The sequence below is a fragment of the Pseudarthrobacter sp. RHLT3-21 genome (assembly GCF_059383495.1).
Map to the genome: position 1 here is coordinate 15,458 of NZ_JBWZCI010000004.1, position 14,508 is coordinate 29,965.

Below are 14,508 nucleotides of genomic sequence, written 5' to 3' on the forward strand. Positions count from 1 at the left end.
CCTGCAAACAGTGGAGCTAAGGAGATTCGAACTCCTGACCTCTTCGATGCGAACGAAGCGCTCTACCAACTGAGCTATAGCCCCGGAACAGTCCGCGCCCCCCGGGAGGAACGGCAGTACCGGTGACCTTAGGCTACAAATTTTCGTCCCGCATTGCGAATTGACACTCCGCGCCCGCCTCGACAGCCGGCCTGGGCTGCGTGAGCAGCACTGGCGACGTATCAGGCGCGGCGGCGCTGCAGGACGTCGTCGAGGTTGCTCAGAGCGCTCTGCGCCTTGGTGAGGGGCTTGGCGGCAGGTGCGGCAGGCGTGGCTGCGGGAACGCCCTGCTTCAGGGAAGGCTTACCGACGGCTTTGGGCGCCTCGGGGAGATCAAGCGGCTGGGGGGCCGGGCGCTCGGCCTTGGCGGCCTCAACGTACACCGGCTTCGGCACGTCCACCGGTTCCCAGGTTGTTTCGGCTGGCAATCCCGACGCGGCGGCGGCGCTGGCATCTCCGGCGGCAACAGCGACGGCCAGAGCGGCTTCGCGGAGCTCCATCGCTGTCAGGGGCTTAGGCTTAGGCTTCGGCTTGGGCTGGTGGGCCTCGGCGTCAAAGAGCCGGCTTTCCGGCCGGGCGGCGGGACGCGCTGCGGGGTCCGTGGAGACAGGTCCGTGACGCCGCACGGGGGCACTCATCGCGGAGCGGAACGCTGCGTTCACTTTAGCTTGGCGGTCCCGCACGGCCAGGAAGCGGAGCACGGCCACAGCTGCGATGGCGACGGCAAGTCCGGCGACCGGCAGCAGCGCGCTTCCGATTCCGAACGGCAGAAGAACACCCGAAACAAGTGCGGTCAACAACGCCAGGACACCAACAAGGGCCATCCCTGACCTGCCATAGCGGATCCGGAACGCGCCGCCCGTCGTGGCACTGCCGGTCGTTTCCCTTGCGGTCTGGGTGCTCTTCCTGATCTCCATGGTTTTCTCCTGCTGGGCGGTGATGTTCAGTACCGTCCCGGCTCTCGGTTCCGACGATTCAATGGCTGGTACTTCCGCCAGGAAGTCGCCAGCGGCCTGGGCCTGGTGCCGGCGGTTCCGCAGAACGTAGGGCGCAACCCACACGATCCAGAGCACAACGGCAACCACAAGGATCACTGAGCTGCTTAGGGGGAAGTCCACAATCAAAACCGTATGAGTATTACGGCAGCCGCCCCCGCATTAGCCACGGTGTGTCGCCGGCAACGTGGCAATACATTGGATTTATGACCTTGGAAGTACCCAGGGCCGGTTCAGGGCCGGCGGGTCAGGAGCTGGGCGCGAGCCACCGGGCGCGAAGCCCCTCCGGGACCTCGTCAGCGGTCAGCGCGAAGGACCGGTGGTCCGCCCACTCGCCGTTGATGTGAAGAAAGCGCGGACGGTAGCCTTCGTCGCGGAAGCCCAGTTTCTCAACCACGCGCAGGCTGGGGCCGTTCTCGGGCCGGATGTTGATCTCCATCCGGTGCAGGCCGAGGGCCTGGAAGCAGTGGTCCGTTGCCATAGCCACGGCCGTGGGGGCGATGCCATGACCGGCGCGCCCCTGGTCAACCCAGTACCCCAGTGTGGCCATCATGGCCGAACCCCACACAATCGATGACACAGTGAGCTGGCCAACGATGACAGGGGCGGCCAATCTGGGCGTGCGCTCAGTGATCAGGAACGGCAAGGCCGTCCCTTGGGCGGCTTGGATTTTCAAGGACCGCACCATCTGCCGGTAGTCAGGCAGCGCACCGCCAGGTGCCGGGTTGGAGGCTTCCCAAGGCGCCAGCCACTCGCTGTTGCGCCCCCGGACCTGGGTCCATTCCTTCTTGTCCCGGTACCGGATGGGGCGCAGGATCAGGTCGCCGCATTCGAGTGTCACGGGCCAGATGGGTCCGGGGCGCACGGCAGCTATTTAGCGAGACCGGCTGTGAAGGCGGGCAGCCACTCCCTCAGGCCAGGGCCGAGGTCGTCGCTGTCAATGGCGAGCTGGACGCAGGCCTTGAGGTAGCTGAGCTTATCGCCGGTGTCGTAACGGCGGCCCCGGAAGACGACGCCGTAAACTCCGTACCCTTCGCCTTCGCCGGCTGCCAGTTCCTGCAGGGCGTCGGTCAACTGGATCTCCCCGCCCCGGCCCGGGCCGGTGTGCTCCAGCACGTCAAAAACTGCCGGGTGGAGGACGTAGCGGCCGATGACGGCCAGGTTTGAGGGCGCATCGTCTACGTCGGGCTTTTCGACGAGCTTGTTGATCCTGACGTAATCTTCACCGGCGATGGCCTGCACATCGGCACAGCCGTAGGCACTGATCTGGGAGGGTTCCACCTCGATGAGGGCCACCACGGATCCGCCGGTCTTGGCCTGGACTTCGATCATGGTGCTGAGGAGTTCGTCCCGGGCATCGATCAGGTCATCGCCCAGGAGGACGGCAAACGGTTCGTTGCCGACATGCTGCTTTGCGCGCAGGACTGCGTGACCCAGGCCGTTGGGGTCACCCTGGCGGACGTAGTGGATGTCACCGAGGTTGCTGGCTGCCTGGATGGACTCAAGTTTGGCCAGGTCGCCCTTGGCTTCCAAGGTGTCCTCCAACGACGGAACCCTGTCGAAGTGGTCCTCCAGGGCACGCTTGTTGCGTCCCGTGATCATCAGGATGTCGTTAAGGCCGACATTGACAGCCTCTTCAACCACGTACTGGATGGCCGGCTTGTCCACCACCGGGAGCATTTCCTTGGGCATGGCTTTTGTGGCCGGCAGGAACCTGGTACCGAGTCCGGCAGCGGGAATAACGGCCTTGCGTACTGTCTGCTGAGTGGTAGTCACTGGACTAATCTAACGGAGGGACTGATCATTCAGTAATTATTGGTGGGCTCCCGGGCCAGCGCGCCGCAGACGCCGCAACGGCCACACTGAACGGCAAGGAAGGAGCAGCATGTCCGAAGGCAGCAGCCAAGCCAAGGCGGACATCCGCGCACGCCATCGTGCGCGCCGCGCCGCGACGGACGCCAGCCAACGCGACGCGGCCGGCGCCTCCCTTGCCGTCCACGGCGCCGCATGGGCCGAACAGCTGACCGGTGGGACGCCGTCGACCTTTTGCGCCTACCTGGGAGTAGTCCCCGAGCCGCCCACGCTGCCCCTCATCAGCGAACTCCACGGGCAGGGCCACACAGTCCTGCTCCCTGTCTGTGAGCCCGGCCGCCGGCTGAGCTGGACGCAATGGAGCCCCGGCGCCGAGTTTGTCCGCAGCCGCTATGCCCCGGTGCTGGAACCTGCCGGACCACGCCTTGACCTCGGCATCATGGCCTCCGTTGCCGCACTCTTCATCCCCGCCACGGCCGTGGACAGGGACGGCAACCGCATAGGCCAGGGCGGCGGCTACTACGACGTTCTGCTGGGCTCCCTGGCGGGGGACGGCCTGGAGATCCCGTTTGCGGCAATAGTCTTCGATTCTGAACTGCTCCCGGCCGGAAGCATTCCCGCCGAAGACTTTGACCGGCGGGTTCCGGCTGCCCTGACCCCCTCAGGCTTGATCCGGCTGCCCGACCCCGCCTGACGAAAGGCTGGTTTCGCGGGGTGATAGAATTGGCACTCAGGCCCTGGGACTGCTAATGGACGGTTGCCGTTCAGCGCAGCACAGGACCTCTCGTTTGCCCCAGAGGAGGATCACCAGTGCCCACTTATGCCTACGCCTGCAAGGATTGCGGCCACGCCTTCGACATTTTCCAGTCGTTTACGGACAGCACCCTGACTTCATGCCCGGAGTGCAAGGGCGCCGTGCGCAAGAAGTTCAACAGCGTTGGTGTGGTCTTCAAGGGTTCCGGTTTCTACCGGACCGACTCCCGGGATGCCAAGGGAAGCACTGTTTCGGCTGCCCCTTCCGCCCCCGCAGCCGCACCGGCGCCGGCACCTGCCACGGCCGCTGCCGCCAGCTGACCTCCGGTCTAAAAAGACGTACGACGCCGGCAGCACGGTTGTCCACATAGGCACCTTTGCCGCTGTCGGGTTTGGTTGCCGCTACGTAGCGTGGTTCCTATGCCCGCTACCTTCTTTCGTTCCAGCCGCGGATCCGCCCCGCCGGGACGCCAGCTCCGCCGCCCGCTCCCGTCAGCACGCCCCCGGGGCACGCGCAGCCACAGGCTGTTGTCGTGGCTGGGCCGGAACCGGCGTCTTGCGATAGCCCTCCTGCTCAGCCTTGCTGCCGGGATCACCGTCCATCAGCTCACTCCCCCGCCCGCCGATACCATCTCGGTAGTGGCGGCCGCGCGGGATCTCCCCGCCGGAACGGCCTTGTCAGCCACAGACCTGACGGCAATGAAAATCCCGCCGGGGTTGCTGACCGCCGGGTCCCTGTCCGACACCAGGGAGGCCGCGGGAAAACAACTGGCAGCCCCTTTGCGGAAGGGCCAACTGGTGACGGACTCCCTGCTGCTGGGACCCGGTCTGTTGACCGGAACGCCTCCAGGCTCCGCAGCCGTGCCCTTGAGAATGGCCGATCCTTCCTCCATCCAGCTGGTATCGCCCGGGCAACTGGTCAACGTAGTGCTGACCGGGGCGAACGGCTACGACCAGCAATCCCCCTCCGAAGTGCTGGCTTCATCCGTTCCGGTCCTCTGGACGTCAGGACAGGGCGGCAAGACAGGTCAGTGGTTGGGCACCGGTGAGACCGACGGATTGATCGTCGTGGCAGCAGCCCCGGAGCAGGCTGCCCGGCTGGCGGGCGCCTCCACCCAGGGCAAGCTGTTTTTTGTCCTGGTGGGACCCGAGGGCCGGGCCGGGTGACGCCGTGGCAGCCTGGAACTCAGCCCCAGTGGGGCGGCTTGTTTTCCTTCAGCCATGCGTCGTGATCGTTGTCGGGGCCATCGCCCCAGCCTTTCGGGTCATCCTCCGCGGCCTTGTTGGGCAGGATACCCGCGGTGCCTGCCTGCTGGCGGTCCGGCACCGCCGCGTTCCCGGCGCCTGTAGGGTCCGCCTTGTTGCTACCGGATGTCTCTGCCTGATCGGCGTTCCGTGGGGTTACAACAACCGCCTCCTCACTGGCCAGGCGTTCGGCCTGGTCTTCGTTCCTGTCGTTTTGTACGTTCCCCAGCGCGAGGGAGTCCATGTCCTCGTCGAAGAATCCGCCCGAGGCCGTCCCTCGTCCGGGCGGCAGAACATTCTCAAGGCCCAGATAGCCGGCGATCCGGTCCGCGCAGGCGGACGGGTCCGTAAAGACTTCGATGGTCCACAGCGGCATGTACCGCCAGCCCATCCGTTCCAGCAGCTGTGGGCGGAGCCGGCTCCGTTCACGGACGCTCATGGTCCGGTATTGTTCCGTGCCGTCCGATTCGATAGCCACCGGCCGCGGAATGTCGGCGTCGTCCTGGCCCATGGTGCTGAGGGGGTCTGCCGCCGCCACCACGTCAATGACGCCGTCATACTGGTGCCAGACGCGCGCGCCGCGGGCACGCAGCCGGTCGCCAAGATCGGCGACGAGGGGATCGGCTCCAAGCGCCTGCTCACTGGCAGCGGCCCGGGACGCCGGGGTGCCGAGATCGGTCTTTCCCGCAATCTCACGGTTCAGGAGTTCGTAGAAGTCCACCGCGCCGTAGGACAGCCGGGTGTGATCGAGGTCTTCGGGCTGGAAACACGTCAGGACGTGGAGCGAACGCCGGGCACGTGTCATGGCCAAAGCGAATTTCTCCCGCCCGCCCTCAGCGGACAGCGGACCGAAGTTGTGCAGCGCCCGGCCATGCGGAGTACGGCCGAACCCGGGCGAGAAGATCACGTGGTCACGGACCAGCCCCTGCGCCCGCTCAAGGTCAACCACCCGGAACGACTCGGATCCTGCGCTGAAGAAGCTGGCCAGCCCCGGGTGGTTCGGGAGCTGAAGGCGAATGGACTCACCGATCCGGGCAGCATGGCGAAGGCTGGCGGTGACCACTGCCAGCGACGTGCGTGGCCGCGTCCGTGCGTGCTCAAAGACCAGCTGCACCACCCGGTTAACCTCGGCCACCACGGATTCGACGCCTTCGTGGTCGGCGCTGGGCAGCCCCGTGCCGTCGGGCAGGTACTCAACCAGGAGCGCCCTGTCCAGCCCTGTGGCCGACTGTCCTTCCGGGAGCCTGCGGAGGGCGCCGTCGTAAGAGTTCTTGCTCAGCTGCAGGACCAGGTCCTCGTCAACCGCGCGGTAGACAAAATTCAACCGCCAGACAGGCAGGACGCCAGACAGGGCCGAGTACGCGCTTTCGACGCGCTGGTGGGCCGCTTCACCGGCGGCCAGCCGCTCGACGCCCACGGTGAAAGTCCGGGGGCTGGCGATCTTGGCATCACCGAAAGCTATGACCTGCCGGGCGCGGGCGATGGCGGGAAGAACGGCCTGCAGCGACGTTGCTTCGGCGTCCAGGATGACAACGGCGTCGAAGCGCTGTTCGGCCGGCAGGAGCCCGGTCATGAGGTAGGGGCTGACCGACCAGACGGGCACCAGCATGGGGACCAGCTCGGCGGCCTGGGCCGTCAGCGCGGCGAGGGTAACCCGGCCGTCCTTGAGCAGGCTCCTGAGCAGGTGGGCCTGGCGCGGGTGCTCCGCAAGCGCGGCCCGCCACCGTTCGGACAGGTCCCAGCGCAGGCGCGCCGCCCCGCTGGCAATATGGGCGTTGTCCGCGAGCCGGTATTCGGCCTCAAGCTGCCGGAGTGCGTCCCCGTCAGACATGGCCAGGTAATCGTCGCCGCTGATCATCGCTTCCAGCGCGGACTGCCACCAGGCCAGCTCAAGCTCGGCGGCGACGGACTCCGCTGGAACCTCCCGGTCCGCGAGATCGGCGAGGAGTTCCCCCAGCCCGTGTTCGCGCATGTTTTCCACGAGCAGCGTGCGCTCGGGCAGCGTTTTCAGCGTTTGGGTGTCGGCCACGAGCCGCTCCAGCCGCTCCATGAGTTCTTCATAGCGGGCCGTTGCGAGCGAGCCGCCAGCCTGTGTGTGCCGCAAGGCCTCCCCCAGCTGGTTCAGCTCCCGGTCCAGCGACCGGTACATCACGTTCATTTCGGCGAGTCCCGAGGGGACCGACGGGTGGCGTTGCGAGGTAGCGTATCCGGACCAGAGGGCACGCTGGTCCTGCACCAGCACCAGCGAGCTGTGGAGATCGGTGATGTGGACGCCAGGACGGACGTACTCTTTCGCGACGCGGCGCAGGCGGGAACGCTGCATGGAGGCCATATCCACGTTGCGCTCCCGGCGCCAGGCGGAGGACGCCGTAGCAGAGATGAGATCGTTGACCGGCCTGTCAAAGATGTCCGGTGTGAATTTATCGAGACTTTCGCGGACAGCCATGAGGAGTTCGAGCTGCTCCCCCCACTCCAGGAAGGATGTGCCAAGCCGTATCTCGGCATGCTCGGCCACGCTGTTCATCCGGTCCCGCAGGACCGGCAGGTTATTCGCCACTGACCGGGCAAGCTCCTGGGCTTCCTCGGTCTCTTTCCGGGTGAGCAGCCGGGCGCCGTGCCACGGGCTGGTAGTGGACGCGCGGCTGAAGCTGCCAAGCTCGGCGGCACGGCGAAGCCTGCCGGCGAGCTCGTTGCGGTCGCGGATGCTGTCCAGCACACTGCGCTTGAGCCGCACGGTGGTGGCGGGGGCGGGGTTGATTGAGGTCAGCTCGGCCAGTGACTGCATGGCCTGATACGGCGAGCAGCCCCAGCGCTGGCGCACGTTATGCAGGGACGCCACGTGGTCCATCAAAGCGTGCCGGTGCTCGGTAAGGGTTCTGTGGAGGTTCCCCAGCTGCGGTTCGAGTGATTTTTCGTTCCGCACAATGGCCCGCACCAGCTGGGCCTTGAGCTGCTGTGGTGTGGCTGTGCCGGAGAGCTGGAACAGGATGGATTCAAGTCCAAGCGATTCCAGTTGCGCCGATACTTCGTTCAGGCTGGCCCGGCGGTCACCCACCACCAGCACTGACTTCCCGGCGTCCACCAGGGCACCGATGGTGTTGATGGCCGTCTGCGACTGGCCCGTGCCCGGCGGGCTGCTGACCACCAGGGAGTCTCCTGCACGCGCGGCATCAATGACGTACTGCTGGTCCGGATCGGCATCGAGGAGGAGGAGTTCGTCGTCGGGGTGGCGCGTGTCCACACTCGGGAAGCGGAAGAGGTCCGGCGCGGGTACGTCAATGACCTCACCGGCGGCGGCCGTGGCCAGGGCAGCGACCAAGGGGTTGCCCTCATTGATCCACGGATCGTCCAGGTTGCCGGAGAGGTCCGCGAAAGTGGACACCAGCAGATTGTGCTGGGCTTCGGCGCCGTGGATGGGCCGGATGAGAGTTGAGAGCCTGTCCAGGACAGGCTGGGGATCGAAGCGTGCGGTGCTGTACGCGAGGCGTGTCACGGCGTTAACGTCAAAAACAATGCCGTGGATGGTCTTCAGGTGCCGGACGAGGGCGGGATTGATATTGGCCTGCTCGGTGAGCTGCAGTTCATAGTCGTCCTCACCCGGGCGGACCGTGAGCGAGATTGCGGTGAGCATCACCGGCGCGGAAACCCGCTGGGGTTTGCCCCCAACGGCGGAGGTCCACACGACGGTGCCCGCGGAAAGGTAACCGGCATCAATGCCACGGTCATTTCCGAGTTCGAAGATTTTCGAGCGGATGTTCCGCGATGCCCGGGCCGCGACGACGTACTGCTGGTGGTCACGGATGAGTGTGGACAACCGTGTGCGGCGGCCGGCCATAAGCTGGGCCAGACCGGACGGGTGCGCATAGGTCAGGTCAATGGAACCTTCGGGGGTCTTGGTGAAGCGCAGCATGGTGTCTGCCCCGGTGACGGGTTTAAGCCCCGACAGCCATTTCCCGAGCTCCTCGGAACCCTCCGGGTGGCCTTGACCAACTGACACTACTGCCTTCTTTTCTGCGTTTGCACGTGACGCCTTGGACCATACCGGCATACTTTCGAGCGTAGCCGCAAAGAAGCCGGGATGAGAGACCGCAACACTGGATCCGGCCAAATTGCGGTGGATTTCAACGGATGACAGCAATGGCCGGCCTCCGCTGACGGAGACCGGCCACTCACACTGTTATTCCCACTCGATGGTTCCCGGCGGCTTGCTGGTCACGTCCAGAACCACCCGGTTGACGCCTTCCACCTCGTTGGTGATCCGGTTCGAAATCCGGGCCAGGAGATCGTACGGCAGGCGGGACCAGTCCGCCGTCATGGCGTCCTCGGACGAAACGGGACGGAGCACGATCGGGTGGCCGTAGGTGCGGCCGTCACCCATAACGCCCACACTCCGGACGTCGGCCAGCAGGACCACAGGCATCTGCCACACCTCGTTGTCCAGCCCGGCTGCGGTCAGCTCGGCACGCGCAATGGCGTCCGCCTTGCGGAGCAGGTCCAGTCGCTCCTGGGTGATGTCCCCGACGATGCGGATGCTCAGTCCGGGCCCGGGGAACGGCTGGCGTCCGACGATTTCCTGCGGCAGGCCCAGCTGGGCGCCCACGGCGCGGACCTCGTCCTTGAACAGTGCCCGTAGGGGTTCCACGAGTTCGAACTGCAGGTCCTCGGGAAGGCCTCCGACGTTGTGGTGGCTCTTGATGTTCGCAGCACCTTCGCCGCCGCCGGATTCGACGACGTCCGGGTACAGCGTGCCCTGGACCAGGAACTTGATCTTCTCGCCGTCGGCCGCGGCCTCGGCGATGATGGCCAGCTCAGCCTCTTCGAACGCGCGGATGAACTCACGGCCGATGATCTTGCGCTTGGTTTCCGGATCGCTGACGCCGGCCAGGGCCGACAGGAAACGCCCCTGCTCGTTGGCCACATACAGCTTGACGCCGGTGGCAGCAACGAAGTCGCGTTCCACCTGCTCAGCTTCGCCTTCACGCAGCAGGCCGTGGTCAACGAACACACACGTCAGCTGGTCGCCGACGGCCCGCTGGACCAGCGCTGCTGCAACGGCAGAGTCAACGCCGCCGGAGAGCCCGCAGATAACCCGGGCGTCGCCGATCTGCTTCCGGATCCGGTCCACCTGCTCCTCGAGGATGTTCCCCGTGGTCCAGTTGGGCTCCAGCTTTGCGCCCTTGAACAGGAAGTTTTCCAGCACCTGCTGGCCATAGGCCGAATGCTTGACCTCGGGGTGCCACTGCACGCCGTAGAGGGCCTTCTCTTCGTTGGCGAAGGCAGCCACTTCAGCGCCGGCCGTCGTCGCCAGCACTTCGAAGCCTTCGGGGGCCTCGTGCACGGAGTCGCCGTGGCTCATCCAGGTGTTCTGGTGCTGCGGCATCCCTTCGAGGACGGAGCGGCCCTCACCGAGGATGGTGGTTTCAGTGGAGCCATACTCGCGCAGGCCGGTCTTGTCGACCTTCCCGCCCAAGGCGTTTGCCATGGCCTGGAAGCCGTAGCAGATGCCGAAGACCGGGATTCCGGCCTCAAAGAGGTCGGCGCCGACGGAGGGTGCCCCGTCCGCGTAAACGCTGGAGGGGCCACCGGAAAGGATGATGGCGGCGGGGTCCTTGGCCAGGAGCTGCTCGGTGGTGAAGGTATGCGGAACTACTTCCGAATACACATTCGCTTCCCGGACGCGGCGGGCAATCAGCTGCGCGTACTGGGCACCGTAGTCAACAACCAGCACCGGCTTCTGGGAAGTCTGGGATGCAGTGGGAGTAGTCACCGTACTAGCCTACTTTGCGGCATCGCCCTGCCGCACCTTGGCATGCCCTGCTGTGACGGAGCAGACTTTCCCCGCCCCGGTGCCGCTCCCCCTTACGCTTCCTCAGTACCGCTGCGCGGCCTGCGGGTTCGCGGCCAGTTCGGCTTCCACCTCGGCGTGGAACTTCTTCTCCACCACGAAGGACAGGAACGGCACCACGCCGCCCAGGGCCAGGAGGATGAGCTTCATGAAAGGCCACCGCATCAGCGCCCACAGGCGGAAGTTGGAGATCAGGTACACCACGTACATCCAGCCGTGGACGATCAGCACGGCAACGGAGATGTTCGCGCCGCCCACCACGCCCTGGGGCTCGGCGTCGGCGAAACCCAGGCCGAAAGGCTGGCCTGTGACGGCGTTGGTGCCGCCGGCAAACAGGTACTGGCCAAAGGCGTAACGTGCGATGAGTTCGGCGCAAAGCAGCAGCAGCATGGCGCCCGTGAGGTATGCCAGCACCTTGTAGAACTTCAGGGCGGAACGGATCTGCCGCTCGGTACCGCCGAAGCGGCGCTTCTTGCCCTTGCCCTGTGCAGGATCCTGCTGGACGGCCGGTTTCGGTTCGATCATGGCTTTACCTTTTGTTGGAGCTGTTCAGAAGTTGCTTGGGTGGGCTGAGTGGGCGGAGCATCCTGGTGGTGGTCGTCGTCCAGTTCCTCTTCGAGGTCCCGCCGGTAGTCGTCCTTCACCAGGCGCCACCAGATAAACAGGGCGAAGCCGGCGAACACCACCCATTCGAGCGAGTAGAAGAGATTGAGCCAGTTGACCTGCTGCGCGGGCGGCTGGGGACCGATTTCCAGGGGTTTCAGGGCTCCATCAACGGCCGCGGCGGACAGGTCGGACCCGGCCGCCAGTTCGGAGGTTGCGGCCACGAATCCCGGGTACATGCTGACGTCCCAGTAGTTGATGAGTTCGGCAACCGACACAGCGGAGGCGCGTCCGGCCTCCGGTGCCGTGGACGGCATCGGCGATTCTGACGGCAGCAGCCGTCCGGTCAGGTTCACAATGCCCGACGGCGGTGCGCCGGCGTCGTCGGGATCCGCCGCCCAACCGCGGGCTACTGGAATCCAGGTCTGCGGGGAAGCAGCGACGCCGGTGACCGCGGGCGCTCCGGTCACGGCGAAGGCGGAAACCACCCAATATCCGGTGTCACCGTTCTTCAGGCGCCCGGGCACCAGGACCTGCTTGGCGGGGTCGTACGTTCCTTCGGCGGAGACCATCTGGTCTGACACCGAACCGGGGAAGAAGGCTCCGGGCTCAAGTGTCTCCGTCAGCACCCTGACGTCCTCGGTGGCGGGATTCACCGCAACTTCGGGCTGCGTGGAGCGCCCGAACTGCCACTGGCTGAGCAGGACAAACACCCCGGAAACGGCGATCGCGAAGATCAGGCCTGCTATCCATCGGGGCTTAAGGGCTGTTTTCCACACGTCTTAACCGTACTTCGTTCCTCTGTAGAACAACTAAACGACCAACGTTCAGCCCCAGAGTGGGGCAGCCGGGTCCCTACGTGGCGACGGAGTCGACACGAAAGGGCCTGCCCCAATCTCTAGTGGTCGAAGAACACCAGGCTGGAGTTGATGAGCTCGGCGATGACTTCGGGATCGTAGGCCCGCCGAAGCGACTCCCGGAAGGACTCCTTGGACAGGGAGCGGGCCAGCGTGGCCAGCACTTCGAGGTGATCTGAAAACGAACTTGCAGGGGTGGCGATCAGCAGGATGACGGTGGCCGGACCGTCGGCGGCACCGAAGTCCAGGGAGTGACCGTATTTGGTGATTCCCACGGCGATGGACGTCCGCGAAACGAATTCGCTGCGGGCGTGCGGGAGGCCGATCCCGCCCGGCAGCCCGGTGGCGAGCTGGTGTTCGCGGGCATTGACGTGCGCCAGGAACCGCGGCAGGTCCGTGACCCGCCCGGCGGCGAAGAGGCGTTCTGCAAGTTGCGCCGCGGCGTCCGACTTGTCCGTTGCCTCCAACTCCAGAATCACCAAATCGGAGGTGGTGAGATCGGCATCGTACCGGTCAAGTGGTTCCGCCAAGGCGTGTCCCTTCAGTCAGGAGAATTGCTGGTGTGCGGTGCCGCCTCAGCGCAAAGGGACAATGTCCTCCACGCCCAGCCGTGCGGCGTCGGCGGATTCGTCGTCCGGCTGTTGCTGGCTCAGCCGTTCAGCTTCAACGCGTGCGATGTAGTGCTTTATTTCGCTTTCGCGCTGTACATCGCTCCAGCCGAGGACTTCGCCCATCAGTTTAGCGACAACCGGCACCGCGGACACGCCACGGTCCCAGGCCTCGATGGAGATGCGCGTCCTGCGGGTCAGGACGTCATGGACATGCCGGGCGCCCTCGTGGGTCGCGGCGTACACGGCTTCGGCCTGCAGGTAGTCGTCGGCGCCGGGCAACGGCTCCGCCAATTCAGGATTTCGCGCGATGATATCCAGCACCTCCGGAGTCATGGACCCGTAGCGGTTGAGCAGATGCTCCACGCGGGCCACGTGCACGCCGGATTCTTCAGCGGTCCGGCTCCTGCGGTTCCAGGCCGCCTTGAAGCCGCTGGCGCCCAGCAGCGGAATGGTTTCGGTGCAGCTCGCCGGGACCCGCTCATCCATGGTGCGGGTGGCCTCGTCCACGGCGTCCTTGGCCATGACCCGGTAGGTGGTCCATTTGCCGCCGGCCACCACCACCAGGCCCGGTACCGGGTGGGCCACGATGTGTTCACGGGACAGTTTCGCCGTGGAATCGTTCTCCCCTGCCAGGAGCGGGCGCAGTCCGGCGTACACGCCTTCAACGTCCTCCCTGGTCAGCGGGCGTTTCAGGACCCGGTTGACGTGCTCGAGGATGTAGTCGATGTCCTTGCTGGAGGCCGCCGGGTGGGCCTTGTCGAGGTTCCAGTCGGTGTCGGTGGTCCCGATGATCCAATGCCGGCCCCACGGAATAACGAACAGCACGGATTTTTCGGTGCGCAGGATCAGCCCCACCGTGGACTGGAACCGGTCGCGGGGCACTACCAGGTGGATGCCCTTGGACGCCCGGACCTTCAGCTGCCCGCGGTCAGTGACCATGGCCTGGGTTTCATCGGTCCACACCCCGGTGGCGTTGATGACCTGCTTGGCCTTGACGTTGAACTGCGAACCGTCTTCGTGGTTGACCACTTTGGCCCCCACCACGCGTTCACCTTCCCGCAGGAAATCCACCACCGCCATCTGGTTCACCGCATGTGCGCCGTAGTGCGCTGCTGTCCGGACGAGGTTTGCCACGTATTTGGCGTCATCCACTTGGCCGTCGTAATAGCGGATGGAGCCCACAAAGGCGTCTTTTTTCAGGCTGGGGGCCGCTCTGAGGGTGCCCCGCCTGGTGAGGTGTTTGTGGAACGGCACGCCGCGGCTGTGCCCGCCGGTGATGGACATGGCGTCGTAGAGGGCGATCCCGGCGCCCACATAAGGCCGCTCCAGGAACGGTTTGGTCAGCGGATACAGGAACGGCACAGGCCGGGCCAGGTGCGGGGCCAGGACCGAAAGAATCAGGCCACGCTCGTGCAGCGCTTCCTTAACCAGCCCGAAATCCAGCATCTCCAGGTAGCGCAGGCCGCCGTGGATCAGCTTGGATGACCGGGACGAAGTGCCGGCCGCCCAGTCGCTGGCCTCCACGATCCCAACGCTGAGGCCGCGGGTCACGGCATCCAGCGCCACACCGGTGCCCACGATGCCGCCGCCGACAATCAGGATGTCCAGTTCGTTGCCGGGTTCCGAGGTGGCCCTCAGCCTGGCGATCGATGCTTCCCTGGCCGCGGGACCAAGGACCCCGCCTTCGTTTGGAACAGTGTTCACGGAACGCCTCCCTTGCCGCTGCTGCCGGTAGTAAAACCACACTA

General features: G+C 65.6%; 12 protein-coding genes and 1 tRNA gene. 3 read left to right on the forward strand and 10 right to left on the reverse strand.

Translation table 11 applies throughout. The features are described from left to right. Nucleotides 1–11: 11 nt before the first annotated feature. The 4 genes from AC50YA_RS05780 to galU form a co-directional block, all read right to left on the reverse strand. A tRNA-Ala gene (locus AC50YA_RS05780) sits at nucleotides 12–84 on the reverse strand. Between the two features lie 137 nt (nucleotides 85–221). Beyond that, nucleotides 222–1,133, reverse strand: a complete 912-nt coding sequence (locus AC50YA_RS05785) for a hypothetical protein (protein ID WP_494981606.1) — start codon at nucleotides 1,131–1,133, stop codon at nucleotides 222–224. A 148-nt stretch (nucleotides 1,134–1,281) separates the two neighbouring features. Then, complete coding sequence (locus AC50YA_RS05790) at nucleotides 1,282–1,899, reverse strand: GNAT family N-acetyltransferase (protein WP_494981394.1); 618 nt, start codon at nucleotides 1,897–1,899, stop codon at nucleotides 1,282–1,284. Nucleotides 1,900–1,904: 5 nt separating this feature from the next. Continuing rightward, entirely contained in the window at nucleotides 1,905–2,810 is a 906-nt protein-coding gene (galU, locus tag AC50YA_RS05795; protein ID WP_494981395.1) for a UTP--glucose-1-phosphate uridylyltransferase GalU, read from the reverse strand. A 109-nt stretch (nucleotides 2,811–2,919) separates the two neighbouring features. Between galU and AC50YA_RS05800 the strand changes: the two genes are divergently transcribed. The 3 genes from AC50YA_RS05800 to cpaB all read left to right on the forward strand — a co-directional run bounded on the left by AC50YA_RS05800 (nucleotide 2,920) and on the right by cpaB (nucleotide 4,766). Continuing rightward, nucleotides 2,920–3,540, forward strand: coding sequence for a 5-formyltetrahydrofolate cyclo-ligase (locus tag AC50YA_RS05800; protein ID WP_494981396.1), 621 nt, complete (start codon nucleotides 2,920–2,922; stop codon nucleotides 3,538–3,540). A 116-nt stretch (nucleotides 3,541–3,656) separates the two neighbouring features. Continuing rightward, on the forward strand, nucleotides 3,657–3,920 hold the full coding sequence (locus AC50YA_RS05805) for an FmdB family zinc ribbon protein (RefSeq protein WP_494981397.1): 264 nt from the start codon (nucleotides 3,657–3,659) through the stop codon (nucleotides 3,918–3,920). Nucleotides 3,921–4,019: 99 nt separating this feature from the next. Further along, entirely contained in the window at nucleotides 4,020–4,766 is a 747-nt protein-coding gene (cpaB, locus tag AC50YA_RS05810) for a Flp pilus assembly protein CpaB (protein ID WP_494981398.1), read from the forward strand. A 19-nt stretch (nucleotides 4,767–4,785) separates the two neighbouring features. Here cpaB and AC50YA_RS05815 read toward each other — a convergent pair whose 3' ends face one another. From AC50YA_RS05815 to AC50YA_RS05840, 6 genes are all read right to left on the reverse strand, one after another. After that, nucleotides 4,786–8,892, reverse strand: a complete 4,107-nt coding sequence (locus tag AC50YA_RS05815) for an AAA family ATPase (RefSeq protein ID WP_494981399.1) — start codon at nucleotides 8,890–8,892, stop codon at nucleotides 4,786–4,788. A 129-nt stretch (nucleotides 8,893–9,021) separates the two neighbouring features. Beyond that, a complete protein-coding gene (guaA, locus tag AC50YA_RS05820) occupies nucleotides 9,022–10,611 on the reverse strand; it encodes a glutamine-hydrolyzing GMP synthase (RefSeq protein ID WP_494981400.1) in 1,590 nt (529 codons plus the stop codon). A gap of 102 nt (nucleotides 10,612–10,713) precedes the next feature. Next, nucleotides 10,714–11,214 (reverse strand): DUF3817 domain-containing protein, encoded by a 501-nt coding sequence (locus AC50YA_RS05825; protein ID WP_494981401.1) that lies wholly within the window; start codon nucleotides 11,212–11,214, stop codon nucleotides 10,714–10,716. Then, nucleotides 11,211–12,071 carry an SURF1 family protein gene (locus AC50YA_RS05830; RefSeq protein ID WP_494981402.1) on the reverse strand — a complete coding sequence of 287 codons (861 nt, stop codon included), beginning with the start codon at nucleotides 12,069–12,071 and terminating at the stop codon, nucleotides 11,211–11,213. The genes AC50YA_RS05825 and AC50YA_RS05830 overlap by 4 nt, the downstream gene beginning before the upstream one ends. Nucleotides 12,072–12,190: 119 nt before the next feature. After that, a complete protein-coding gene (locus AC50YA_RS05835) occupies nucleotides 12,191–12,679 on the reverse strand; it encodes a PTS sugar transporter subunit IIA (RefSeq protein ID WP_160672939.1) in 489 nt (162 codons plus the stop codon). A gap of 45 nt (nucleotides 12,680–12,724) precedes the next feature. Then, on the reverse strand, nucleotides 12,725–14,464 hold the full coding sequence (locus AC50YA_RS05840; protein ID WP_494981403.1) for a glycerol-3-phosphate dehydrogenase/oxidase: 1,740 nt from the start codon (nucleotides 14,462–14,464) through the stop codon (nucleotides 12,725–12,727). Nucleotides 14,465–14,508: the final 44 nt, after the last annotated feature.